Genomic DNA, 21,687 nt, shown 5'->3' with positions numbered 1-21,687 from the left:
GTTGTAGCACGGCCGCTGCCCGAAAACCGGTCGATTGTCGCCGCGAAACCCTCAAATGGGTGAGAACCGAGGAAATTTTTCGGCGGGACGGACCGGATCAAGAACCGGGACGGGACGAGAGCGAAGGAGCGGGCTCACGCCGCCAGGCGGCGGAAGCGCCAGGCCACCCGGGTGCCGTCGGTGGCGGTAAGGTGCAGCACGATCTGCTCGGTGCGGCGGGCCCCGTTGAAGGCGGCGAAGAACACGCTCTCCTCGATCACCGGATCGACCTCGTCGGCCTCGAACAGCCAGGGCGCGCCGGCTCCGGCGAGCCGCACCCCGCGCCCGACCCGGCTCGCCCGAACGGTCGGGTGGAGGTGGAAGCGGATCGCCGCCTCGACCGAGCCCCCACGTCCGCTCGCGTCGTGCACGAAGCCGTCATGGCCCTCCAGCAGGGCGCCGTCCGGGTGCAGGCGCCAGCGCCGCTCGTGCAGGAAGCCGAGCGTCGGGGCGTAGCCGTCGTGCCGGGCGGCGAGCACGCCGGCCCCGGCCGCGTCGGTGCCGCGCTCGACCGTGACCTCCTCGGGACCGCGCACGACGATCGGCCCCATCCGGCGCTTCAGCCAGGCGGCGAGCGGATGGATCAGGCCCGGCTGCGACAGGGCGAGGAACCGGCAGGAGGAGGAATCGGAGAGGCACGCGGTGGAGTGGGCCGCGGTGGTGCGGGCAAGTTCGCGCATCTCCTCGCCGGTGGCCGGCATGCCGCAATTCACCACCAGCCGCTGCGGCCCGCAGGACAGCTCGAAGGACAGGCAGCCGGCCCCGGCCAGCGCCGAGTAGGCCGGCGGCGGAGCGGTCCCGATATCGACCACCACCAGGGTGCCGCCCCCGCCCTCGAGGCGGGCGTAACCGGAATGCGGCGCGTGCATCAGGGGCTTGGCCAGCGCGCCGTCATAGACCAGCAGGGTGGCGAGCTGGTCGGCGGCGGTCGCCCCCATGCCGTTGTGGTGGCCGAGCGAGGCGTCGCCGTGGCGCAGGAGGCGCAGGAGCGGCAGCATCCGGTCGATGGCGTTGAGCAGGGAGTCCGGCGGGGCGATGTCGCGGCTGAGAAAACTCTGGCGGAGCGGCAGGAGATCGAGGAGCAGGTCCTTGCCAAAGCCCGGATCGCGGCTGCGATGGCCGCCATCGGGCAGGATCTGGCGGGTCAGCTCGCGGTGGAGGAGCCGCGTGCCCCGGCGCAGGACGGGCTCGAAGCCTTCGCAGCACAGGCCCGCATAGGCGAGCGCCACCGCGCAGACGAGCCGGTCGCGGGGCATCACGCCGCGGCGCAGCGCCCGGTCGAGACTGCGGGTGGAGCGCCCGATCAGCTTCAGGAAGGCCTGGTAGAAGGCGTGGTCGGCCCCCTCCAGCACCAGGGGCGACTGGCACAGGAGCGAGATCAGCCGACGGGCGACCACGGAGGGGCGCTGGGCCAGGACCGGATCGCCGCGGCCGGCCATGAAATCCTGCACGAAGGCGCGGGCGTTGGCGCGCGACAGCGCGCTCTCGGCGGCACGCAGGTGGCGAAGCCAGCCGAAGCCGTAGAGCGCCTCGCCCCATTGCGGCGAGGGCGGCGCGAAGTCGAAGGGCGAGCGTCCGCCGGTAGCGAGGGCCCGGCCGGCGAACACGAACAGGCCGGCATAGATGTCGGCCGCGATGGTCGGGTCGCTGGTGCGCAGGTCCTGCGGCGCGATGACGAGGCCGGTCGGGCGCAGGCGGGCGAGCGCCGAGGGGCGCGAGGTCGCGCGGACGGCCGCACCCCGCAGGACGCGCCCCGCCTCGTGCCCGACGAGCCGGTAGAATCGCCAGCGGTCAGGCCCCCAACCCACGCCACCTCCTCCCCGCTGGCCGGCGACGGGCGGCCACGCTCAAGGAATGGTCAAGGATCATCGCGGGGTCAAACCGCCGGACCGCCCCGTGAACAGGTTCCTCACGCGCCGAGCCGCTCCAGCCGCACCGCATAGAAGCCGTCGAGCCCGCCGCGGCCCTCGTCGGGCCAGTGCGACGGCAGGGTGCGCAGGTCGCCCGACGGCGTGACGAGGGCGGGGTCGCCGACCTCCTCGGGCGTGATCGGGCGGCGGACGAAGCCCGGATGGCGCTTGAGGAAGGTCTCGGCCTGCACCTCGCCCTCCGCCGGCTCCAGGGAGCAGGTGCAGTAGACGAGGCGCCCGCCCGGGCGGGTGAGCCGCGCCGCCTTGTCGAAGAGCCGGGCCTGGAGCGCGGTGAGACGGGGCAGGTCGCTCTCGCGCTTCGACCAGGCGACGTCCGGGTGGCGCCGCACAGTGCCGGTGGCGCTGCACGGCGCATCGAGGAGCACCGCGTCGAAGGGCTGGTCCTCCGGCAGCGTGAGCGCATCGACCGCCCGTACCTCGGCCGAGAGGCCGAGACGGGCGAGGTTCGCCTCGAGCCGGCGCAGGCGCGGGGCCGAGCGGTCGACCGCCAGCACCGTGGCGCCGCTGGCCGCGAGCTGGGCGGTCTTGCCGCCGGGCGCGGCACAGAGATCGGCGACCCGCTCGCCGGGCCGCACCGCGAGGAGATGGGCCGGCAGCGCCGCGGCGGCGTCCTGCACCCACCAGGCGCCGTCCGCGAAGCCGGGCAGATCCGGCACCAGCGTGCGGGCATCGTCGAGGCGCAGGCTCAAGCCGCTCGGCAGGCGCCGCCCGTCGAGGCCGTCGGGAAGCGCGGCGCCCGGGCGCAGGGTGAGGTCGAGCCCCGCCCCGCGCGCATGGGCCGCCGCGATGGCCCGGGCCGTCTCCTCGCCGTAGGCCTTGATCCAGCGCTGCGCGAGCCAGCCCGGCGTGTTGAGGCGCAGCGGCTCGGCGTCGCCCTCCTGGCGGATCGCGTCGCGCTCGCGGACGATCCGGCGCAGGACGGCATTGGTGAGTCCGCCGAGGTGCTGGAGACCGGGCTCGGCCTTGGCGAGGCGCACCGCCAGGTCGACGGCGGCGTGGTCCTGGACGTTGAGGTAGAGGATCTGCGCCGCCCCGGTGGCGAGCAGCGCGACGAGGCCCGGCTGGTCCTCCGGCAAGCCCTTCGCCAGGCACTGGTCGAGGGCGTTGAAGATCACCCCGAGATGCCGGAACGTCGTGGTGGCGATGGCGCGGGCGAGGCCGGCATCCTGCGGCGGCAGCGCGGCCCGGTGGACGACCGGCTCCATCACGTCCTCAAGCGCCGTACCGCGATTCTTGCCGAGCAGGTCCGCTACGATCCCCCAGGCGAGGCGCCGCGCCGGCAGGCCGGCGGCCTCGGGTCCTGCGCCCACCGATCCTGCGCCGCCGTTATGTTGTCCGTCCATCCTCACTCCACCGCGCCCACGGGCCTGGAACGGCCCGCGCGCGCCTCGCCCGTCCTGCGGGCCTGATCTTGACGCTGCCGCCCGCGCCCTCCACCTCGAAGGGAACCGGCGGCCCTTGTCCCCGGGGTGGCATCCGGCCGCCCGAGATGCAAGCGCCGCGACGTCGAGACCGAGCGAGACCCGATCGATGAGCGAGAGCGAGACTCCTTCCAAGACCCTGTCCCCGGCGGCGCAGCGGGCACTGGCCGAGGCCGAGGCGCGGCGGGCCGAGATCGACGCCCGGGCGGAGGAGATCCGGCGCGAGCGCGAGATCAACGGGCGCGGCGGCCTGGAGCCGGTGCGCTACGACGACTGGGAGGTGAAGGGCCTGGCGACCGACTTCTGAGGAGGTAACGATGGGCTTGCTCGACGGCCTGCTCGGCCATGGCAGCGATGCGGCGCCGGAGGCGGTGGCGCAGGAACTCGACGGGATGCTGGTGCCGGGCGAGACCGTGCAGGTGGCGTTCCGGGTGATCCGCGACCTGATGGTCTTCACCGACCGGCGGATGATCCTGGTCGACAAGCAGGGCGTGACCGGTCGCAAGGTCTCCTACCTCACGGTGCCCTACCGGGCGATCACCTCGTTCTCGATCGAGAATGCCGGCAATTTCGACCTCGATTCGGAACTGACGATCTGGGTCTCGGGCCGGCCCGATCCGATCAGCCGCACCCTCAAGCGTGGGGCCGACATCCGCGGCATCCAGCGGGCGATCGCCGCGACATTGCGCTGATCCCCGGTCGGGAACGCCCGCCCTCCGCTCCCGTTGGGGTCGCGAATCCCGACAGGAGCAGGGTCATGGGCGACACGACGATCAGGAAGGTCTCCGGCGGGCAAGCGCCGCAGGGGCCGGACGGCCAGCGCCATCTCGCCTCCGGCAGGCACGTCGCGATGCGGCTCTGGGTCGACGAGCCGCCGACCGACGACAAGCCGAAAGCCGCCCGCGACTACGAGACCGTCGGCTACGTGATCGCCGGCCGGGCCGAGCTGGTGGTCGAGGGCCAGACCGTGCGGCTGGAGCCGGGCGATTCCTGGCTGGTGCCGGCAGGCGCCGAGCACACCTACCGCATCCTCGAGACCTTCACGGCCGTCGAGGCGACCTCGCCGCCCGCGTGAGGCATGGGCGCGAGGGCTGAGGAGGGGGGCACGCGCGGTCCGCGACATGGGATGTTGCGCGAGTGCGAGTGCAGGCGTGACGTAAGCCGCGCGTGAACCCTCCCCCCTCTGCGGCAGGGCTGTCCGCGGAAAAAGAATGGCGCGGGAACCCTCCTCTCCCCGCGGGCGGGGAGAGGGCTGTGTCTCCGTTCAGGAGACGCAGCAAGCGGAGGCGGAGCCGAAGCGAGGGTGAGGGGGTCTCGACGTACGAGACTCCTCCGGAAACACCCCCTCACCCTCGCTCAGGCTGTCGCCTGTGCTCCTTTCGCCCCCGCCAAGGGGGGCGAAAGCCTCTCCCCGCCCGCGGGGAGAGGAGAGAACACGCGCCACAACTTTCCCCGGACAGCCCTGCCTCTGCAGAGAGAGGGTCACGCGCGGCGGCCGTCGCGCCACACCGCGCAACCTGCTGAAGGTCAGCGCGTCACCACCACGGTCGTACCGACCTGGACGCGGCCATAGAGATCGGCCACGTCCTGGTTGTACATCCGGATGCAGCCATAGGACGCGAAGGTGCCGATCGAGCCCGGCCGGTTGGTGCCGTGGATCGCGTATTCGCCCCGGTCGAGGGTGAGCGCAGCCACCCCCATGGGGTTGCTCGGCGAGCCGCCGGCGATCACCTCCGGCAGTCGGGGATTGTCCCGCTTCACCTCGTCGGGTGGCGACCAGGCCGGCCTCAGATATTTTCCGTCGATGCGGGCATAGCCGGTCCATTGCTTGCCGGCCTTGCCGACCGCCACCGGATAGCGGATCGCCGTCCCGTCGCCGTTGACGAAGTACAGCCGCCGCTCGGCGGTGCGCACCACCACCGTGCCGGCCTCCGCCGCCGCGTCGAAGGCGACCAGTTCCCGCGCGGCCGCCGGACCGGCGGCCATCGTCGCCGCGACGATCGCCGCCGCGGCCCATCCACTCTGCTTGTACATCCCTGCGGTCCTCGAGCGTGACCTTTTGAGCAGAGCGATAATCCGCCGGGAAACCTGTCGTTCCGGTTGGCAAAGATGCTTGCCGGGGGGTGAAGAGCGGGTCGCCGCCCGGGAGCGTCAAGGAGTGGTTACCGGCGAGCCCGAATCGCGTCGCCGACCCACCGTGCCGGGGCACGCCGTCGACGGTTGCCCGCGCGTCGCTCGCGCATCCGTCAATTGACAGACACAGCCGGCCGCCGCGAAGCTGTCAGCGCTAAAAGGTGCGAATCGACGGCCCACCGGCGGTGCCCCACGCGGCCGCCCTCCCCCACGGCGTCGCCCGAGCGCCGGCCCAACCCGAACGGAAGCGCCCATGATACGCCTGAACGTGAACGGCTCCGTGCGGGAGGTCGAGGCGGAGCCCGACACGCCGCTGCTCTGGGTGATCCGCGAGCAGGTCGGCCTTACCGGTACGAAGTACGGTTGCGGCATCGCCCAGTGCGGCGCCTGCACGGTCCATATCGACGGGCAGGCGGTCCGCTCCTGCTCGATGCCGATCTCGAGCGTCGAGCCGAACCAGAGGATCGTGACCATCGAGGGCCTGAGCCCCGACCGCTCGCACCCGGTGCAGAAGGCCTGGGCGGCGCTCGACGTGCCGCAATGCGGCTTCTGCCAGTCCGGCATGATCATGGCCGCCGCCGCCCTGCTGGCGCAGAAGCCGAAACCCAGCGAATCCGAGATCCGCCAGGAGATCACCAATATCTGCCGCTGCGGGACCTACAACCGGGTGCTCGCCGGCATCACCCTCGCCGCCGAGGGCGGCGAGACCGGCCGCGGCTGAGGGGACACGCCATGACCGACACCATGACGACGACCCCTTGCCCCGCCCTGTCGCGCCGCTTCTTCCTCGCCGGCTCCGCCGCCGCGGCCGGCGGCCTGGCCCTCGGCTTCGATCTGCCTTCCGCGCAAGCCGCCTCCGGTGCCACCTCGCCCGAGGTCAATGCCTGGGTGGTGGTGCGCCCGGACGAGACCGTGGTGATCCGCATCGCCCGCTCGGAGATGGGCCAGGGCACGCTCACCGGACTCGCCCAGCTCGTCGCCGAGGAACTGGGCTGCGACTGGACCAAGGTGACGACCGAGTATCCGACCCCGGGCCAGAACCTCGCCCGCGGCCGTGCCTGGGGCGATTTCTCCACCGGCGGCAGCCGCGGCATCCGCGAATCCTACGTCGCGGTGCGCCAGGGCGGCGCCGCCGCCCGCACGATGCTGGTCGCGGCGGCAGCCCAGGACTGGAACGTGTCGCCCGGCGAGTGCCGGGTCGAGCGCGGCGTCATCAGCCATCCGGCATCGGGCCGCTCCACCACCTTCGGCAAGGTCGCGGGCGCCGCCGGCCGGATGGAGGTGCCGAAGGACGTGGTCCTGAAAGATCCGAAGGACTGGATCATCGCCGGCAAGCCGCTGAAGCGCCTCGACACGGTGGAGAAGACCGACGGCTCGCAGGTCTACGGCATCGACGTCAAGCTGCCCGGCCTGCTCAACGCCGCGATCCGCGACTGCCCGGTGGTCGGCGGGACGGTGAAGAGCGTGGACGCCGCCGCCGTGGAGAAGATGCCCGGCGTGCGCAAGGTGGTGCGGGTCGGCGACAGCGCCGTGGCGGTGGTGGCCGACACGTTCTGGCGCGCCAAGACGGCCGTGGAGGCGCTCACCATCGTGTGGGACGAGGGCCCGAATGCCGGCGTGTCGAGCGAGACGATCGCCGCCATGCTGAAGGAGGGCCTGGACGCGCCCGAGGCCTTCATCGGCAACAAGGCGGGTGACGCGGCGGCTGCGCTCAAAGGCGCCGCCAAGGTGGTCGAGGCGACCTATGCCTACCCGTTCCAGAACCACGCCACGATGGAGCCGATGAACGCCACGGCGCGCTGGACGCCGGAGCGCTGCGAGGTCTGGACCCCGACCCAGAACGGCGAGGCGGCTTTGGCCGCGACGGCCGAGGCCGCCGGTCTCTCGGCCCGCCAATGCGACGTGTACAAAATCCATCTCGGCGGCGGCTTCGGCCGGCGCGGCGCTACCCACGACTGGGTGCGCCAGGCGGTGCTGATCGCGAAGGAGCTCCCCGGCACTCCGGTCAAGCTGATCTGGACCCGCGAGGAGGACATGACCCATGGCCGCTACCACCCGGTCACCCAGTGCCGGATGCGGGCGGCGCTGGATGAATCCGGCAACCTCACCGGCCTGCACATGCGGATCTCCGGCCAGTCGATCCTGGCCGGCATCATCCCGGGGCGCCTTGGGCCCGACGGCAAGGACCCGGTGACCTTCCAGGGCCTCAATCCCGGCGGGGCGGAAGCCGCGATCGGCTACACGATCCCGAACCTCCTCATCGATCATGCGATGCGCAACCCGCCGATCATCCCGGGCTTCTGGCGCGGGGTGAACACCAACCCGAACGCGATCTACCTCGAATGCTTCCTCGACGAGGTGGCGCATGCGGCAGGAAAAGACCCCCTCGCCTTCCGGCGCTCGCTGATGGAGAAGCACCCCAAGCACCTCGCCGTGCTGAACGCGGTGGCCGAGCGCATCGGCTGGGACACCAAGCCCCCGTCCGGCGTGCATCGGGGGCTTGCCCAGATCATGGGCTTCGGCAGCTACGTGGCGGCCGCAGCGGAGGTCTCGGTCGGCGACGACGGCAGGATCAAGGTTCACCGCATCGTCGCCGCCACCGATCCGGGCATCGCGGTCAATCCCCAGCAGATCGAGGCGCAGGTCGCCGGCTCCTTCGTCTACGGGCTGTCGGCGGCGCTCTACGGCGAATGCACGGTGAAGGACGGGCGCATCGAGCAGACCAACTTCGACACCTACCCGGTCCTGCGCCTCGACGAGATGCCGGCCGTCGAGGCGATCCTGATGCCGTCGGGCGGCTTCATCGGCGGCGTCGGCGAGCCGACGATCGCGGTGGCGGCGCCCGCCGTGCTCAACGCGGTCTTCGCCGCCACCGGCAAGCGGGTGCGCCGGATCCCGGCGAGCCGCACGGACCTGAAGCGCGCGTGAGATCCGCCCTGCTTCTCCTGCTGCTCGCGAGCCCGGCGGCGGCCTCGCCGCCGGGCGCCTCGTCCTGCTCCGGGTGCCACGGGGCCCCGGGTGGGGCGGTGCCGAGCCTGGCCGGTCAGTCGGCCGAGGACATCGCGGCCTCGCTCACGGCCTTCCGGACCGGCGCCCGGCCGGCCACGGTGATGACCCGCATCGCCAAGGGCTTTTCGGACGAGGAGAGCCGGGCGATCGCCGAGTGGATCGCGGGAGGCGGCCAATGACGACGATCGTCCGCCGGGCGGTGCTGGCGGGACTCGCCGCCGCCGCCCTCCCTCGCCCTGCCCTGGCGCAGGGCGCGCACGGGCGCGTCGTCGTGGTCGGCGGCGGCTTCGGCGGCGCCACCGCCGCGCGGGTGCTGCACCGGGCGGGCGTCGCCGTCACCCTGGTCGAGCCGGCGGAAACCTATTGGGCCTGCCCGTTCAGCAACGAGGTGATCGCGGGCCTTCGTCCGCTCTCGGCGCAGGCCTTCGGCTATGACGGCTTGCGGGCGAGCGGCGTCATCGTGGCGAGGACCAAAGCCGCGGCGATCGACGGCGCCGCCGGCCGAGTCCGCCTCGCCGACGGATCCACCCTCGATTACGACCGGCTGATCCTCTCGCCCGGGATCGCACTCCGCTTCGACGCCCTGCCGGGCTACGACGCGGCGGCTGCCGAGAGGATGCCGCATGCCTGGAAGGCGGGGGCGCAGACCGATCTCCTCGCCCGCCAACTCGCGGCGATGCCCGATAACGGCACGGTGGTGCTGTCGGTGCCGGCCAATCCCTATCGCTGCCCGCCCGGCCCCTACGAGCGGGCGAGCCTGATCGCCTACTTTCTCAAGACCCGGAAGCCCCGCGCCAAGCTGATCGTGCTCGACGCAAAGGACACATTCTCGAAGCAGAAGCTGTTCGAGCAGGCCTGGAAGGCGCTCTATCCCGGCATCCTCGACTACGTGCCGCTCGCCTCGGGCGGGCAGGTCACGGCGGTCGATCCCGGCGCCATGACCGTTGCCACCGACTTCGAGACCTACAAGGCCGACGTCGCCTGCATCATTCCGCCCCAGCGCGCGGCGCCGATCGCCGCGGCGGCCGGCGTCGCCGACCGGTCGGGCTGGTGCCCGATCGATCCGGTCACCTTCGAATCGCGGCTGGTGCCGCGGATCCACGTCGTCGGCGATGCGGCCATCGCCGGCGCGATGCCGAAATCCGCCTTCGCGGCCAATGCGCAAGCCAAGGTCTGCGCCGAGGCCGTCATCGACCTCCTGGCCGGGCGGGTGCCCGAGCCGCCGAAGCTCATCAATACCTGCTACAGCCTCGTCGCGCCGGGCTACGGCATCTCGGTCGCCGGGGTGTACCGCCCGGACAAGGGCGTGCTCGCCGATGTCGAGGGCGCCGGCGGGACCAGCCCGGTCGACTCGCCCGACACCGTGCGCCGGCAGGAGGCGGCCTACGCCGAAGACTGGTACCGCACCATCACCCATGCGGTGTTCGGGTGAGGCGGGCGGCCATGCTGCTTGCCCTCACCCAGACCGCGCTCGCGCCGGTCACGATCGTCGGCGACGCGATCCCGCTGCCCCTCGACGGCCGGACCGGCGATGCGGCAAGCGGCCGGGCCATCGCCACCGACACCCGCAAGGGCCTGTGCCCGCTCTGCCATACCGGCCTCGGCGGCACGGGCCCGGCGGGCGACCTCGGGCCCGATCTCTCGGAGGTCGGGGCACGGCTCTCGGAAGGGCAATTGCGGCTGCGCCTCGTCGACGGGCGCGTCTTGAACCCCGCGACCCTGATGCCCTCCTATTACCGGACCGACGGCACCCGGGTCGCCCGCGCCTGGCGCGACCGGCCGGTTCTGGAGGCGGGCGAGATCGAGGACGTGATCGCCTATCTCGTCACCCTGAAGGGGGGCCTCAGAACGCCATGACGGCTTTCCACCGCCGCACGATCCTCGCCGGGGGCGCCGGCCTGCTGACGATCGCGCTGGTGCGGCCGGGTCGGGCGGCGATCCTCCGCCCGACCCGCGAGGCGACCGTGGAGGCGATCCGCCGCTTCACCGGCGGCGCACCGATCCGGGCAGGCCGGATCCACCTCGACATGCCGCCGCTCGTCGAGAACGGCAACACCGTGCCGCTTTCCATCACCGTCGAGAGCCCGATGAGCGCGACGGATTTCGTCCGCCGCATCGCGGTGTTCAACGACAAGAACCCGCAGCCCCACGTGGTGACGCTGCATCTCGGCCCCCGGGCCGGCCGCGCCGCGGTCAATACACGGATACGGCTCGCCGATTCCCAGACCATCACCGCCATCGCGGAGATGCAGGACGGCACCTTCTGGTCCGCGACCGCCGATGCGATCGTGACGCTCGCGGCCTGCGTGGAAGGATCGTGAGAATGGCCCGCGCCCTCATCAACCTGCCGAAGACCGCCACGGCCGGCGCGGTGATCGAGATCAAGACCCTGATCTCGCACCCGATGGAGACCGGCTACCGCCCCGGCCCGGACGGGCGCCTGATCCCGCGCAACATCATCACGGAGTTCGTGTGCGCCTACGACGGCGAGGAGGTGTTTCGCGCCGAATTGTCGTCGGCGAGCGCCGCCAACCCGTACCTCACCTTCACCACCGTGGCGACGAGGACCGGCACCCTGCGCTTCACCTGGACGGGGGACAATGGATTCTCGCAGACGGAGGAGGTGGGGATCACGGTGGCGTGAGGATGTCGGGGAGAGAAGCGACCCGCCTCCCCCGCTCCCCGCATACGGACCGGTGACGAGGGTTACCGGTATTCGGGGACATGGGTGATACGAAATCCGGAAGTGATCTTCCGGATTTCGTATCACCCATGTCCTCCGAACGGATGTCGGGACCGCCTCACGGCTCCTTGCAGGAAAAGCTCTCGGCCTTGTCCGCCTCGCCGCCCTGGTAGCGCGCCTCCCTGGGGAAAGGGCAGAGCGGCCGCGTGCGGCCCGGGAAGGCGGTGCCGCGGGCGACGAGCCGGTCGGGTGCCTCGCCGCGCTCGACCCAGGCCTCGATGGCGGCGAGCGGGTCGAAATCGTCCAGCGCCGGTCCGCCGCCGCAATGGTTCATGCCCGGGACCAGGAACAGGCGTGCACGATCGGCGAAAGCCGCCGCGCCGCCGTTGTGGCGGCTCAGGTCCTGCCAGTGATCGACGAGGTCGCGGGCGGAGAAGACCGGATCGGCGACGCCCTGGTAGACGAGGAGCCGGCCGCCGCGGGCGGTGAAGGTCGACAGGAAGGTGCCGGTCGGGTCGTTGAGGGCGGCGGTCTCGGCGATGCGCGGGGTGTCGCGGTCGAAATCGAAGCGCAGCGCATCGAACCCCGGATCGGGCGGGGTGAGGAAGTAGTTGGCGATCGCGGCCGGCCCGAGGGTGGCGTTGCGGGCGTTCGGCATCGCGGTCTTCGAGGTGCCGAGTTTCCAGGCCCGCCAGCCCGGCGCGGCGAGGCCCGGATCCCAGGGCCAGGAGGCATAGACCGGCCTCCCTTGCGAATCGTGGGCGCCGCCGAAGCTTGTCCGCAGCGCCTCGACCTGCGCCCGGCTGAGGCAGCTGGCGGTCTTGTCGCCCGCACAGGCGAGGCTCGCAGGATCGAACCGGCAGGAGGCTACCGCCTGGACCGCGCCGTCGGTCAGGCCGTCGGCGGCGTCGCACGTCTTCAGGACTGCATCGGCGACGAGGTTCAGGTCGGCCTCGCTGAAGGCCTCGGCCAGGATCGGCTTGCCCTCGGCGTTCGTCGGAGCGGCCGAGAGGAAGGCGCGCGTGTCCCAGACCTGGCCGAGGGCCGCCCGGGTGAGCCGGAAGGCCGGGGCGCCGGCGACGATGCCGTCGAAGGCGGTGGGGTAGCGGGTCGCTGCCATGAGGGCCGAGCGGCCGCCATTGGAGCAGCCCATGAAATAGGCATGCGCCGGGGCGCGCCCGTAGCGGGCCGCGATCAGGGCCTTGACCTCCCGCGCGACGGTGCCGACGGCGCCGTAGGCGAAGTCGATCCGCGCCTGCTGGTCGAGGCCGAAGGAGGCGTCGGCATTGTCGCGGCCGCGATGGCCGGAATCGGTCGAGACGACGGCATAGCCGCGCAGCAGGGCCGGCGGCGCCGTCGCGCCCGAGACCGGAATCGCGCCGAGCGCCTCGCCGACCACCCCGTCGAGCCCGCCGCCGCCCTGGAACAGGAAGCGGCCGTTCCATGTCTCCGGCAGGCGCAACTGGAAGGCGATGCCGTACTCGACGCCGCCAGCCCCGACCCGCGGATCGACCGTGCCCTCGACCAGGCAATGGGCCGGCAGGGCCGCCTTCGCGCGGGCGGCCCCGGTCAGCGCGGCGCGGCCGGGATTGTCGGCCGGCAGGGTCCCGGCGGGCACCGTCTCGGCCCGGGCGATGCGCAGGTCCGGCCGACCGAGCCGCGCGAGGTCGCCGCAGGCGAGCGGGGCGGAGAGAGCCGGCAGGGCGAGGGAACCGGCGATGACGACCGGCAGGGCGAACCCCGCCCCCCGCGTGATCGTGCGCACCATGAGCCCCCTTCCCCAGAGATTCGCCAAGGCCGTCGAGCGCCCGGCGCGATTTCGGGCGACACTCGGCCCCGATGGGCCTCCCCCGTCAAGCGACGGCGGCGACGAAACCCTGCGGCAGCACGTCTCCCGCCCTGTCGCCGCGGCAGGAGCCGGCGCATGATCGGGGGAAGACCATCGCCGGGGATTCCGCCATGACGCATCGCGACACCCCGCCCATCGACCGCCGGATGCTGATCCTGGCGGGTGCAGGCCTCGCCGGTATCGGTCTCGCGGCACCGGCCGCCGCCGAAGCGCCATCCACAGGCCCCCTCGCCGACGTGCCGCTGGTGATGCCGCGGACGGAATTCGTCTACGAGGCGGTGGTCGAGATCGCCCCGATGGTGCCGCTCGGCGATTCGCCCCTGGGCGAGCGCCGGATCGTGCCGATCACCGGCGGCCGCTTCCAGGGGCCGCGGCTGCGCGGCACGGTCCTGCCCGGCGGCGCCGACCGGCAGCTCGTGCGCAAGGACGGCGTCCGGCGCCTCGACGCCCTCTACGAGATGAAGACCGAGGACGGGGCGATCCTCACCGTGCGCAACCAGGTGACGATCGATCCCGGCCGCGACGGCGCGCCGGACACCCGCTTCTCGACCATCGAGGTCACGGCGCCCGAGGGGCCGCATGCCTGGCTCAACCGGCTGGTTCTGGTCGGCACCCTGCACAGCCTGCGGCCCGCCCGCGAGGCGGTGCTGGTGCGGGCGTTCCGGTTGGCGTGACGTATGGTACGATCACGTCGGACAACCGGGAGCGCCCGCCATGCGCGCCGCTGAGACACGCGACCCTCCGATGAGCCTCGACGGCTTCCTGGCCTTCCTGGAGGACCGGCCGAAGGGCGAGCGCTGGGAACTGGACGACGGGGTGCCGCTGATGTACCCGGGCCCCACGCGGCGGCACGACTGGATCCAAGTCAACATCCTCGAGGCCTTGCGCCAGCACCGGCGCTTTCACGCCAGCCCCTGGCGTCCCTCCGGTCCGAGCCAGGTCCCGGTGCCGGGCGCGCCCCGCACCGTGGCGCCCGACATTCTCGTGGCGATCGATGATGGCCGCCACGACCTCTGTATCACGCCCACGCCCCTCGTGGTGTTCGAGGTCCTGTCGCCCAGCGACAGACCGCGGCGTCGGGCGTCGAAGCTCGCGGCCTATGCCGCCGTCCCGTCGATCCAGAGCGTCGTGCTGGTGCGCCAAGACCGGCAGGCAGTGACGGTGCATCGCCGTAATCCGGAGGGCGGCCTCTCGGCCTTCGTCTGCACCGAGGCCATCGATCTACCGGAGATCGGCGTTACACTGACATTCGCGACGATCTACGACGACATGCCTCTGTTTTAGAAGGAAGTGTGCGGAGATCGGTTCGACGAAGGCCGCGAGCCGTTGCGCCGGTCGGATGAGACGGCGGCACGTCTCACCCCAGCTCCGTCATCAGGAACTCCCGCACCGCCCCCGGCTCGATCCCGGGCGCGATGAAGCTTTGCCCGATCCCGCGCGCCAGGATGAAGGTGAGCGCGCCGTCGCGGACCTTCTTGTCCTGGCGCATGGCGTCGAGGAGCTGGTCGGCATCGCCGCATCCGCCCGGGACCTGCGCCAGCGTAGTCGGCAGGCCGGCGAGCGCCAGGTGGTTGGCGACCCGGCCGGCATCCTGGCCCGGGCAGAGGCCCAGCCGGGCGGAGAACCGGAAGGCGAGGCACAGGCCGATCGCCACCGCCTCGCCGTGGACGAGGCGTGCGGAATCGTAAGCCGTCAGGCGTTCCAGGGCATGCGCGAAGGTGTGGCCGAGATTGAGCAGGGCCCGCTCGCCGTCCTCCCGCTCGTCGCGCACCACCACGCCGGCCTTGGCCCGGCAGCAGGCGGCCACCGCTGCCTCGCGGGCGGGCCCGCCGGAAAAGATCCCGGCGAGGTTGGCCTCGCACCAGGCGAAGAAGTCCGGCGAATCGATCAGCCCGTACTTCGCCACCTCGGCGTAGCCGGCGCGCATCTCGCGCAGCGACAGGGTGTCGAGGGAGGCGGTGTCGGCGATCACCAGGCTCGGCTGGTGGAAGGCGCCGACGAGGTTCTTGCCGTGAGGCGAATTGATGCCGGTCTTGCCGCCGACCGAGGAATCGACCTGGGCGAGGAGGGTGGTGGGTGCCTGGACGAAGCGCACGCCCCGGCGTAAGGAGGCCGCCGCGAACCCCGCCAGATCGCCGACGACGCCGCCGCCGAGCGCGAGCACGAGGTCGCCGCGCTCGATCCGGTGGGCGATCAGCCCGTCGCAGACCTGGGCAAAGCCCGCATAGCTCTTCGAGCCCTCGCCCGGCGCCACCGCGATCAGGGTCGTACGTAAGCCCGCCTCGGCCAGCGAGGCGGTGACGGCCTTCCCGTACTCCGCCGCTACGGTCTCGTCGCTCACCACCCCGACGGCCCGGGCCTTGAGCGCGGCGATGCGGGGGCCGATCCCGGCCAGAAGCCCGCGGCCGATCAGGATGTCGTAGGCTCGGCCCCCGTCGAGGGGGACATGAACGGTCTCGGTCTGCACGGTGGTCATCGAAGTCCGTCGGGAATCGTCTTACTGCGCGGCGAGGCCGTGGCCGGCGAATTCGGGCGTGCCGGGCTCGGAGCCGCCCTCGCCGGCAGCGGGCGCCAGGTCGGCGTCATCGCCCTCTTGCGGGCGGTCCCTCTGCAGGGAGCCCATCGCCCCGCCCGCGAACTCTCCCGGCGCTCCCCCCGCCATATGGGCGTCGAGAGCGTCCAGCACGTCCTGCACCACCCGGTCGTGGGAGACGTCGCGGGACAGGACCACCACGTCGGCCCCGCCATAGACGGGATGGCGCAGGTCCATCAGCCGGCGCATCGTGCCCTCGGGATCCTCGTTCTGGAGCAGCGGCCTCCCCGGGCGCTTGCGCACCCGGCGCATCAGCACGTCCAGATCCGCCTTGAGCCAGACCGAGACCCCGGCCTCGGCGATGCGCTGGCGCGTCTCCGGTCGCATGAAGGCGCCGCCGCCGGTGGCGAGCACCATCGGGCCCTCGCGCAGGAGGCGGGCGATCACCCGCTCCTCGCCATCGCGAAAGCTCGGCTCGCCGTAGATGGCGAAGATGTCCGGGATGGTCAGGCCGGCCGCCGCCTCGATCTCGTGATCGGCGTCCTTGAAGATCAGGCCGAGGCGCCCCGCCAGGCGCTTGCCGACGGTGCTCTTGCCCGCGCCCATGAGCCCGACCAGCACGATCGAGCGCAGGCCGAGACCCCGGCGCACGCGCGACTCGATCGTCTGTTCATGAGGGGGACGCTGGTTCATGCGGCGTTCTTTAGCCTGTTTTTCGCGCAGGACGAAACGGCGGATAGCGGGGAAAACCACCGGCTTTCCGCCCTCCCCTCGGGCACCCGCGCAACAGCGGCCGGCATTCCGCCGGGACGGCGCCCGCCGGTCTTGCCTCCCGGGACAACGCGTGGTCGAACCGACGGCCAAGGTGGCCCGCGACCTCAGCGTCCGGACCGCCCGTTGTCACGCGTAGTCCGGGGCCCCGCCGACGTGCCGACCCTCTTCCGTTTCCTGGCCGTGGTGGCGATCCTGGCCGGTCTCGCCTTCGCGGCGATGTTCGCGCTCGCCACCTTCGTCGAGCCGACCCCGCGCGAGATCTCCGTCACCATCCCGAACGCGAAGCTGCAGCCGAAATGAGCGGCGGGCCACAATGAGCGCCGGGCCATGAGCACCATGGGTCCCCAGGGCCTGATGCACGCCTATCTCGACATGCTGGCCGCCGAGCGGGGGGCTGCCGCCAACACCCTCGCCGCCTACCGGCGCGACCTCGACGACTACCTCGCCCATCTGGCGGGCAAGCGCATCGATCCCGGCGCCGTCGAGCCCGCGGGCATCCGGGCCTACCTCGCCGAACTGGAGGCACGCGGCCTCAAGAGCACGTCGGCGGCGCGCCGGCTCTCCTGCGTGCGCGGCTTCCACCGCTTCCTCTACGCCGAAGGCCTCGTCGAGGGCGATCCCACCGCGCCGGTCTCCGGGCCGAAGCGCGGCCGCGGCCTGCCGAAGGTGCTCTCGGTGGCGGAGGTCGACCGGCTGCTCGGCGTCGCCAAGGAGGCCGTCGCCAAGGCGCCGAACCCGGCCGAGGCGGCGCGGGCCGGGCGGATGCACTGCCTGATCGAGCTCCTCTATGCCACGGGCCTGCGCGTCTCCGAGCTGGTCGCCCTGCCCCGCGCCGCGGGCTCCACCAAGGAGCGCTTCCTGGTGGTGAAGGGAAAGGGCGGGCGCGAGCGCCTGGTGCCGCTGACCGAGGTGGCGCGCAGCGCCATGGCGGCCCACCTCGCCACCCTGACCGCCCCCGGCCCCTGGCTGTTTCCCGCCGACAGCGAGACCGGCCACCTCACCCGCCAGGCCTTCGCCCGCGACCTGAAGGCGGTGGCGGCCGCCGCCGGCCTGCGCACCGACAAGATCAGCCCGCACGTGCTGCGCCACGCCTTCGCCAGCCACCTGCTGCAGAACGGCGCCGACCTGCGGGTGGTGCAGGAACTGCTCGGCCACGCCGACATCTCGACGACGCAGATCTACACCCACGTGCTCGACGAGCGTCTGAAGCAGATGGTGCGCGACCTCCACCCCCTGGCGGGCGCCTGACGCTACCGACGCCGCATCACGTCCCGGTCGAGCCCGGAACCTCGCGCGTCGGAGCGTCGTCTCGGCGAAGGTTCCGAGTGCGGCGTCGTGGTGCGGCGGCGTCATGGCGCCGTGCCCCTGCAATCACGGGGGCCGGCCGGATCGGAGGGGTCGAGATCTTGAAGATCGTCTCGCACCGGCGCATGTCTCGTCGCCGGGAGGCCGCCTGATCTACAGCGATGACACAGAAAGAAAAAATCATTTTCGGGCACAAGCCTGACTGGGAGAAAGATATCCGGGCGTGCGTCGGTGCGGATTACGACATCGTGGTCGGCGGTGAGGGATGGTGCGCCCGTAACGACTGGCAGTCGTTCGACCTGATCGTTCCTTTGACAATCCGCGACGGGTGGATGCTGCGGAAAGCCGGCATCCGCCTCGCCGGCAAAGCGCTGTGTCCCAGCGCGCAGGCCGTGGCCTTCTGCCACGACAAGCATGGCTTCAGCAGCGCCCTGTCGCTCACGCGCTTTCACGCCACGATTCCGCGGCTGATCGACAAAGCCGACGGCCTGATGTTTCCCTGCATCCTGAAGCAGAAGATGGACGAGTACGGGACAAACTCGCTCATCCTCCATGGCGAGGCCGATGCCGTCACATGGTCGAGGAGGATCGGATCGCCCGGTTATTTCCTGCAGGAATATATTTCCGGAAGCGAGGAGCGCGCAACCCATCTTCTGCTGCGCAATGGCCGTATCGTTCATGCCTATACCGTCGCCTACGACATGGGAGAGCAGCCATTCGTGAAAGGACAGTGGTGCCAGCACCGGTCGATGACGGGTAGTCACGACGAAAGATTCCTGGACGTCTTCGCCGACATTCTCCGAATCGCCGGATTCACGGACGGCACCTGCTGCTTCGACTACAAGGTCGTCGACGGCATTCCGAAGATCTTCGAGGTCAATCCGCGGTTCGGATGGTCGCTGCTCTACGACCTGGGGAACTATCTGCGGGCCTACGGGATTGCCGCGCGGGCGTGAAACGGACCAGCTTCGGGCGAGGCGGGGCCGCCGCTCCTTGAGGGCTGAGTAGGCCGGGCATGGAAGAACGCCCGGGGAGGAGGTCACATGCCGTTCCTGTCCATGGCCGCGCAGGCCCTGGCGCTGGTGCTGATCGCCGCGACCCTGCTGCCGTTCTGGCGCAGCCGGACCGGGCTGGTACGAACCTTCGATTTCCCGCGCTTCCAGATCGCCGCCGCGATCCCGCCAACCGTGATCCTGCTGGTGGCGATCGGGGACGATCCGGTCTCCCTCGTCCTCGGGGCCGGACTCCTGGGGGCACTCGGGTTGCAGCTCAGGCACATTCTGCCCTTCACCCGCCTGACGACGCCGACCGCCCGCGCGGCCCCGGCGGACGCAGGCCCGGATTCCTGCGTGGCGATCCTGATCGTCAACGTGCTGCAATCGAACCGGGCCTACGACCGCCTGCTCGCGGCGTTGGCGGCGAGCGACCCCGACCTGATCCTGGCTCTCGAGACCGATGCGGGCTGGCGCGACGCGCTCTCCCCCTTGCGCACCCGCTATCCCCACGGGGTGGACCAGGCACAGGACAATACCTACGGGCTGATGCTCTATTCCCGCCTGCCCCTCGACGACGTGCGGTTACGCTTCCTGATCGAGGACGACGTGCCCTCGGTGCGGGCCGGCGTCACGCTGCCCTCGGGCGACCGCTTCGTCTTCCACGGGGTGCATCCGCGCCCGCCGCATCCGGGCAACAGCAGCGCGACGCGGGACGGGGAACTGGTGCTCGTCGCGCGCGAGGTCGCGCGCGAGGGCGGGCCCGCCGTGGTGGCGGGCGACCTCAACGACGTCGCCTGGTCGCGCACCACGCGCCTGTTCCAGGCGATCGGCGGCCTCCTCGATCCGCGGGTCGGCCGCGGCGCCTATCCGACGTTCCACGCCCGGTGGCCGATGCTGCGCTGGCCCCTCGACCACGTCTTCTTCAGCGAGCATTTCTTGCTCGCCCGGCTGGAGCGGCTGCCGAATATCGGCTCCGACCACTTCCCGATCCTGATCACCCTGTGCCGCGACCCGAGGGCCGCGGCGGTGCAGGAACCGCCCGCCGCCGATGCCGAGGACCGGCGCGAGGGCGCCGAGGCGGTGGCGGAGGCGCGGGAGGCTGCGGAGTCATAGAAAGCTCCGGTCGTAAAAGTCAAACAGTATGACTATTCAGCCGGGCGCGGGCGTGGTGTAAGAGGCTGGTCGGCGCCGTCGGGGCGCCTCTCCCGGTCGGTTCGTCACGCGGAATGCGCGCACCCTTCGCCACTTCCCCCGTCACCACGTCTCCCCCGCCTGCGGGCACCGGCCTGGTGGTGATCCCGGCGGGGCGTTCCCGCTCCAACCACGCCGAGGTGGCGCGCAGCCTCGGCACCGCGATCATCGCCGGGCGCTATCCGGCCGGCGCCAAGCTGCCGGGGGACGGCGAGCTGCTCGCCGCCTTCCGGGTGTCGCGGCCGGTCCTGCGCGAGAGCGTCAAGACCCTGGTGGCCAAGGGGCTGCTGACCACCAGGGCGCGGGTCGGCACGGTGGTGCGGGAGCGCGCGGCCTGGAACATGTTCGACGCCGACGTGCTGGCCTGGCACCTCGAGGCCGGCATCGACCGGCGCTTCCTGCGCGACCTCGCGGAGATCCGCCTGGCGGTCGAGCCGGCGGCGGCGGCCTTGGCGGCCGAACGCCGGACCGCCGACGACCTCGCCGCCCTGGAGGCCGGCCTCGCGCGGATGCGCGCCGAGCCGTCCGATTCCATCGGCTTTGCCGAAGGCGACCTCGCGCTCCACGTCGCGGTGGCGGTCGCCTCCAGCAATCCGTTCATGCGCTCGATCGGCGGGGTGATCGAGGTGGCGCTCCGGGCCTCGTTCCAGCTCAGCGCCCCGGTCGAGGCGGCGGAGCGCGAGACGGTGCTGGCCGCCCACGCCGCCATCGTCGCGGCGATCGCGGCCCGCGATCCGGAGGCCGCGGCGGCGGCCCTGCGCGAGGTCATCCATAACGGCCTGCGCCGCCACGGTGCGGCAGCCTGAAAACCCCCCAAGGAGGCAAACGCCGTGTCCAACAACGCCATGTCCAACCAAGAAAAGTCCACTGCTCCCCGCCCCTATCGTGGCGTCTTCCCCGTCGCCCCGACGATTTTTCACGATGACGGCACCCTCGACCTCGACGGCCAGCGCCGGGCGATCGACTTCATGATCGAGGCCGGGTCGCACGGATTGTGCATCCTCGCCAACTTCTCCGAGCAGTTCGTCCTCACCGATGCCGAGCGCGAGGAGGTGATGCAGGCCGTGCTGGAGCACGTCGCCGGCCGGGTGCCGGTGATCGTCACCACCACTCACTTCGCCACCCATATCTGCGCCGAGCGCTCGCGCCGGGCGCAGGACCTGGGGGCCGCCATGGTGATGATCATGCCGCCCTATCACGGGGCGACGATCCGGGTGACCGAAGCCGGCATCGCGCGGTTCTTCCAACAGGTCTCCGACGCGATCTCGATCCCGATCATGATCCAGGATGCGCCGGTCTCCGGCACCACGCTGTCGGCCGCCTTCCTGGCGCGGCTCGCCCGCGAGGTCGAGAACGTGTCCTACTTCAAGATCGAGACCGCGCAGGCGGCGGCGAAGCTCCGCACGCTGCTCGAACTCGGGGGCGACGCGATCGAGGGCCCGTGGGACGGCGAGGAGGCGATCACGCTGCTGGCCGACCTCGATGCCGGCGCGACCGGCGCCATGACCGGCGGCGGCTATCCCGACGGCATCCGCCAGATCATCGACCCCTACCTCGCCGGCCGGCGCGACGAGGCGGTGCAGGCCTATGGCCGCTGGCTGCCGCTCATCAACTACGAGAACCGCCAGACCGGGCTCGCCGCCGCCAAGATCCTGATGAAGGAAGGCGGCGTCATCCGCTCGGATGCGGTGCGGGCGCCGCTGGAGCTGCCGCATCCGGCGACCCGGGCCGGGCTGATCGAGATCGCCCGGAGCCTCGATGCGGCGGTGTTGCGCTGGGGGCGGTGAACGGGCTTCGCCCTCCCGGGAACCTCTGCTTGAGGCT

General features: G+C 71.7%; 23 protein-coding genes and 1 pseudogene. 18 read left to right on the top strand and 6 right to left on the bottom strand.

Features of this window, described 5'->3' with window-relative positions; all coding sequences use genetic code 11:
* Window positions 1-134: 134 nt before the first annotated feature.
* Window positions 135-1,847 (bottom strand): heparinase II/III family protein, encoded by a 1,713-nt coding sequence (locus HBB12_RS19245; protein ID WP_236990817.1) that lies wholly within the window; start codon window positions 1,845-1,847, stop codon window positions 135-137.
* A gap of 101 nt (window positions 1,848-1,948) precedes the next feature.
* Window positions 1,949-3,313 (bottom strand): RsmB/NOP family class I SAM-dependent RNA methyltransferase, encoded by a 1,365-nt coding sequence (locus HBB12_RS19240; protein ID WP_236990816.1) that lies wholly within the window; start codon window positions 3,311-3,313, stop codon window positions 1,949-1,951.
* 187 nt (window positions 3,314-3,500) lie between these two features.
* Here HBB12_RS19240 and HBB12_RS19235 point away from each other — a divergent pair, with 187 nt between their 5' ends.
* The 3 genes from HBB12_RS19235 (at window position 3,501) to HBB12_RS19225 (ending at window position 4,466) form a co-directional block, all read left to right on the top strand.
* Complete coding sequence (locus tag HBB12_RS19235) at window positions 3,501-3,698, top strand: DUF1674 domain-containing protein (RefSeq protein WP_236990815.1); 198 nt, start codon at window positions 3,501-3,503, stop codon at window positions 3,696-3,698.
* Window positions 3,699-3,708: 10 nt separating this feature from the next.
* Window positions 3,709-4,083: a PH domain-containing protein gene (locus HBB12_RS19230; RefSeq protein WP_236990814.1), complete on the top strand. Its 375-nt coding sequence runs from the start codon at window positions 3,709-3,711 to the stop codon at window positions 4,081-4,083.
* A 65-nt stretch (window positions 4,084-4,148) separates the two neighbouring features.
* Window positions 4,149-4,466, top strand: coding sequence for a cupin domain-containing protein (locus HBB12_RS19225; RefSeq protein ID WP_236990813.1), 318 nt, complete (start codon window positions 4,149-4,151; stop codon window positions 4,464-4,466).
* 452 nt (window positions 4,467-4,918) lie between these two features.
* Here HBB12_RS19225 and HBB12_RS19220 read toward each other — a convergent pair whose 3' ends face one another.
* On the bottom strand, window positions 4,919-5,425 hold the full coding sequence (locus HBB12_RS19220) for a L,D-transpeptidase (protein WP_236990812.1): 507 nt from the start codon (window positions 5,423-5,425) through the stop codon (window positions 4,919-4,921).
* A gap of 352 nt (window positions 5,426-5,777) precedes the next feature.
* Between HBB12_RS19220 and HBB12_RS19215 the strand changes: the two genes are divergently transcribed.
* Genes HBB12_RS19215 through soxZ form a run of 7 tightly spaced genes read left to right on the top strand, consistent with a single transcriptional unit; the run spans window position 5,778 to window position 11,177 of the window.
* Entirely contained in the window at window positions 5,778-6,245 is a 468-nt protein-coding gene (locus HBB12_RS19215; RefSeq protein WP_236990811.1) for a (2Fe-2S)-binding protein, read from the top strand.
* 11 nt (window positions 6,246-6,256) lie between these two features.
* On the top strand, window positions 6,257-8,452 hold the full coding sequence (locus tag HBB12_RS19210; RefSeq protein ID WP_236990810.1) for a xanthine dehydrogenase family protein molybdopterin-binding subunit: 2,196 nt from the start codon (window positions 6,257-6,259) through the stop codon (window positions 8,450-8,452).
* Window positions 8,449-8,712 (top strand): c-type cytochrome, encoded by a 264-nt coding sequence (locus HBB12_RS19205; RefSeq protein WP_236990809.1) that lies wholly within the window; start codon window positions 8,449-8,451, stop codon window positions 8,710-8,712. Before HBB12_RS19210 ends, HBB12_RS19205 begins: the two co-directional genes overlap by 4 nt.
* Window positions 8,709-9,965 (top strand): NAD(P)/FAD-dependent oxidoreductase, encoded by a 1,257-nt coding sequence (locus HBB12_RS19200; protein WP_236990808.1) that lies wholly within the window; start codon window positions 8,709-8,711, stop codon window positions 9,963-9,965. The genes HBB12_RS19205 and HBB12_RS19200 overlap by 4 nt, the downstream gene beginning before the upstream one ends.
* 11 nt (window positions 9,966-9,976) lie before the next feature.
* Window positions 9,977-10,390, top strand: coding sequence for a sulfur oxidation c-type cytochrome SoxX (gene soxX, locus HBB12_RS19195; protein WP_236990807.1), 414 nt, complete (start codon window positions 9,977-9,979; stop codon window positions 10,388-10,390).
* A complete protein-coding gene (locus HBB12_RS19190) occupies window positions 10,387-10,854 on the top strand; it encodes a SoxY-related AACIE arm protein (protein WP_236990806.1) in 468 nt (155 codons plus the stop codon). Before soxX ends, HBB12_RS19190 begins: the two co-directional genes overlap by 4 nt.
* 2 nt (window positions 10,855-10,856) lie before the next feature.
* Complete coding sequence (soxZ, locus tag HBB12_RS19185) at window positions 10,857-11,177, top strand: thiosulfate oxidation carrier complex protein SoxZ (RefSeq protein ID WP_236990805.1); 321 nt, start codon at window positions 10,857-10,859, stop codon at window positions 11,175-11,177.
* Between the two features lie 157 nt (window positions 11,178-11,334).
* On the opposite strand, the gene HBB12_RS19180 is transcribed toward soxZ, so the two are convergent.
* Window positions 11,335-12,984, bottom strand: coding sequence for a tannase/feruloyl esterase family alpha/beta hydrolase (locus HBB12_RS19180; RefSeq protein ID WP_236990804.1), 1,650 nt, complete (start codon window positions 12,982-12,984; stop codon window positions 11,335-11,337).
* Between the two features lie 191 nt (window positions 12,985-13,175).
* Here HBB12_RS19180 and HBB12_RS19175 point away from each other — a divergent pair, with 191 nt between their 5' ends.
* On the top strand, window positions 13,176-13,739 hold the full coding sequence (locus HBB12_RS19175; protein WP_236990803.1) for a DUF3237 domain-containing protein: 564 nt from the start codon (window positions 13,176-13,178) through the stop codon (window positions 13,737-13,739).
* A gap of 40 nt (window positions 13,740-13,779) precedes the next feature.
* The gene (locus HBB12_RS19170; protein ID WP_236990802.1) at window positions 13,780-14,349 is read left to right on the top strand and encodes a Uma2 family endonuclease; all 570 of its coding nucleotides are present in this window, start codon (window positions 13,780-13,782) and stop codon (window positions 14,347-14,349) included.
* Window positions 14,350-14,422: 73 nt separating this feature from the next.
* Here HBB12_RS19170 and aroB read toward each other — a convergent pair whose 3' ends face one another.
* Window positions 14,423-15,541 (bottom strand): 3-dehydroquinate synthase, encoded by a 1,119-nt coding sequence (gene aroB / locus HBB12_RS19165; protein WP_236990801.1) that lies wholly within the window; start codon window positions 15,539-15,541, stop codon window positions 14,423-14,425.
* A gap of 177 nt (window positions 15,542-15,718) precedes the next feature.
* Window positions 15,719-16,291: pseudogene (locus HBB12_RS19160) on the bottom strand (shikimate kinase); the annotation flags it as partial.
* 234 nt (window positions 16,292-16,525) lie between these two features.
* Between HBB12_RS19160 and HBB12_RS19155 the strand changes: the two are divergent.
* From HBB12_RS19155 to HBB12_RS19130, 6 genes are all read left to right on the top strand, one after another.
* Window positions 16,526-16,672 (top strand): hypothetical protein, encoded by a 147-nt coding sequence (locus tag HBB12_RS19155; protein ID WP_048433578.1) that lies wholly within the window; start codon window positions 16,526-16,528, stop codon window positions 16,670-16,672.
* A gap of 27 nt (window positions 16,673-16,699) precedes the next feature.
* Window positions 16,700-17,620, top strand: a complete 921-nt coding sequence (locus tag HBB12_RS19150) for a site-specific tyrosine recombinase XerD (RefSeq protein WP_236990800.1) — start codon at window positions 16,700-16,702, stop codon at window positions 17,618-17,620.
* A 218-nt stretch (window positions 17,621-17,838) separates the two neighbouring features.
* Window positions 17,839-18,633, top strand: a complete 795-nt coding sequence (locus HBB12_RS19145) for an ATP-grasp domain-containing protein (RefSeq protein ID WP_236990799.1) — start codon at window positions 17,839-17,841, stop codon at window positions 18,631-18,633.
* An 87-nt stretch (window positions 18,634-18,720) separates the two neighbouring features.
* Window positions 18,721-19,785 carry an endonuclease/exonuclease/phosphatase family protein gene (locus HBB12_RS19140; protein ID WP_236990798.1) on the top strand — a complete coding sequence of 355 codons (1,065 nt, stop codon included), beginning with the start codon at window positions 18,721-18,723 and terminating at the stop codon, window positions 19,783-19,785.
* Window positions 19,786-19,898: 113 nt separating this feature from the next.
* Complete coding sequence (locus HBB12_RS19135) at window positions 19,899-20,669, top strand: FadR/GntR family transcriptional regulator (RefSeq protein ID WP_236990797.1); 771 nt, start codon at window positions 19,899-19,901, stop codon at window positions 20,667-20,669.
* Between the two features lie 39 nt (window positions 20,670-20,708).
* Complete coding sequence (locus HBB12_RS19130) at window positions 20,709-21,650, top strand: dihydrodipicolinate synthase family protein (RefSeq protein WP_236992835.1); 942 nt, start codon at window positions 20,709-20,711, stop codon at window positions 21,648-21,650.
* Window positions 21,651-21,687: the final 37 nt, after the last annotated feature.

This window comes from Methylobacterium sp. SyP6R, from assembly GCF_019216885.1.
Taxonomy (GTDB): domain Bacteria; phylum Pseudomonadota; class Alphaproteobacteria; order Rhizobiales; family Beijerinckiaceae; genus Methylobacterium.
The sequence above is the reverse complement of the archived record's forward strand: the minus strand, read 5'-3'. Positions and strand labels throughout refer to the sequence as shown.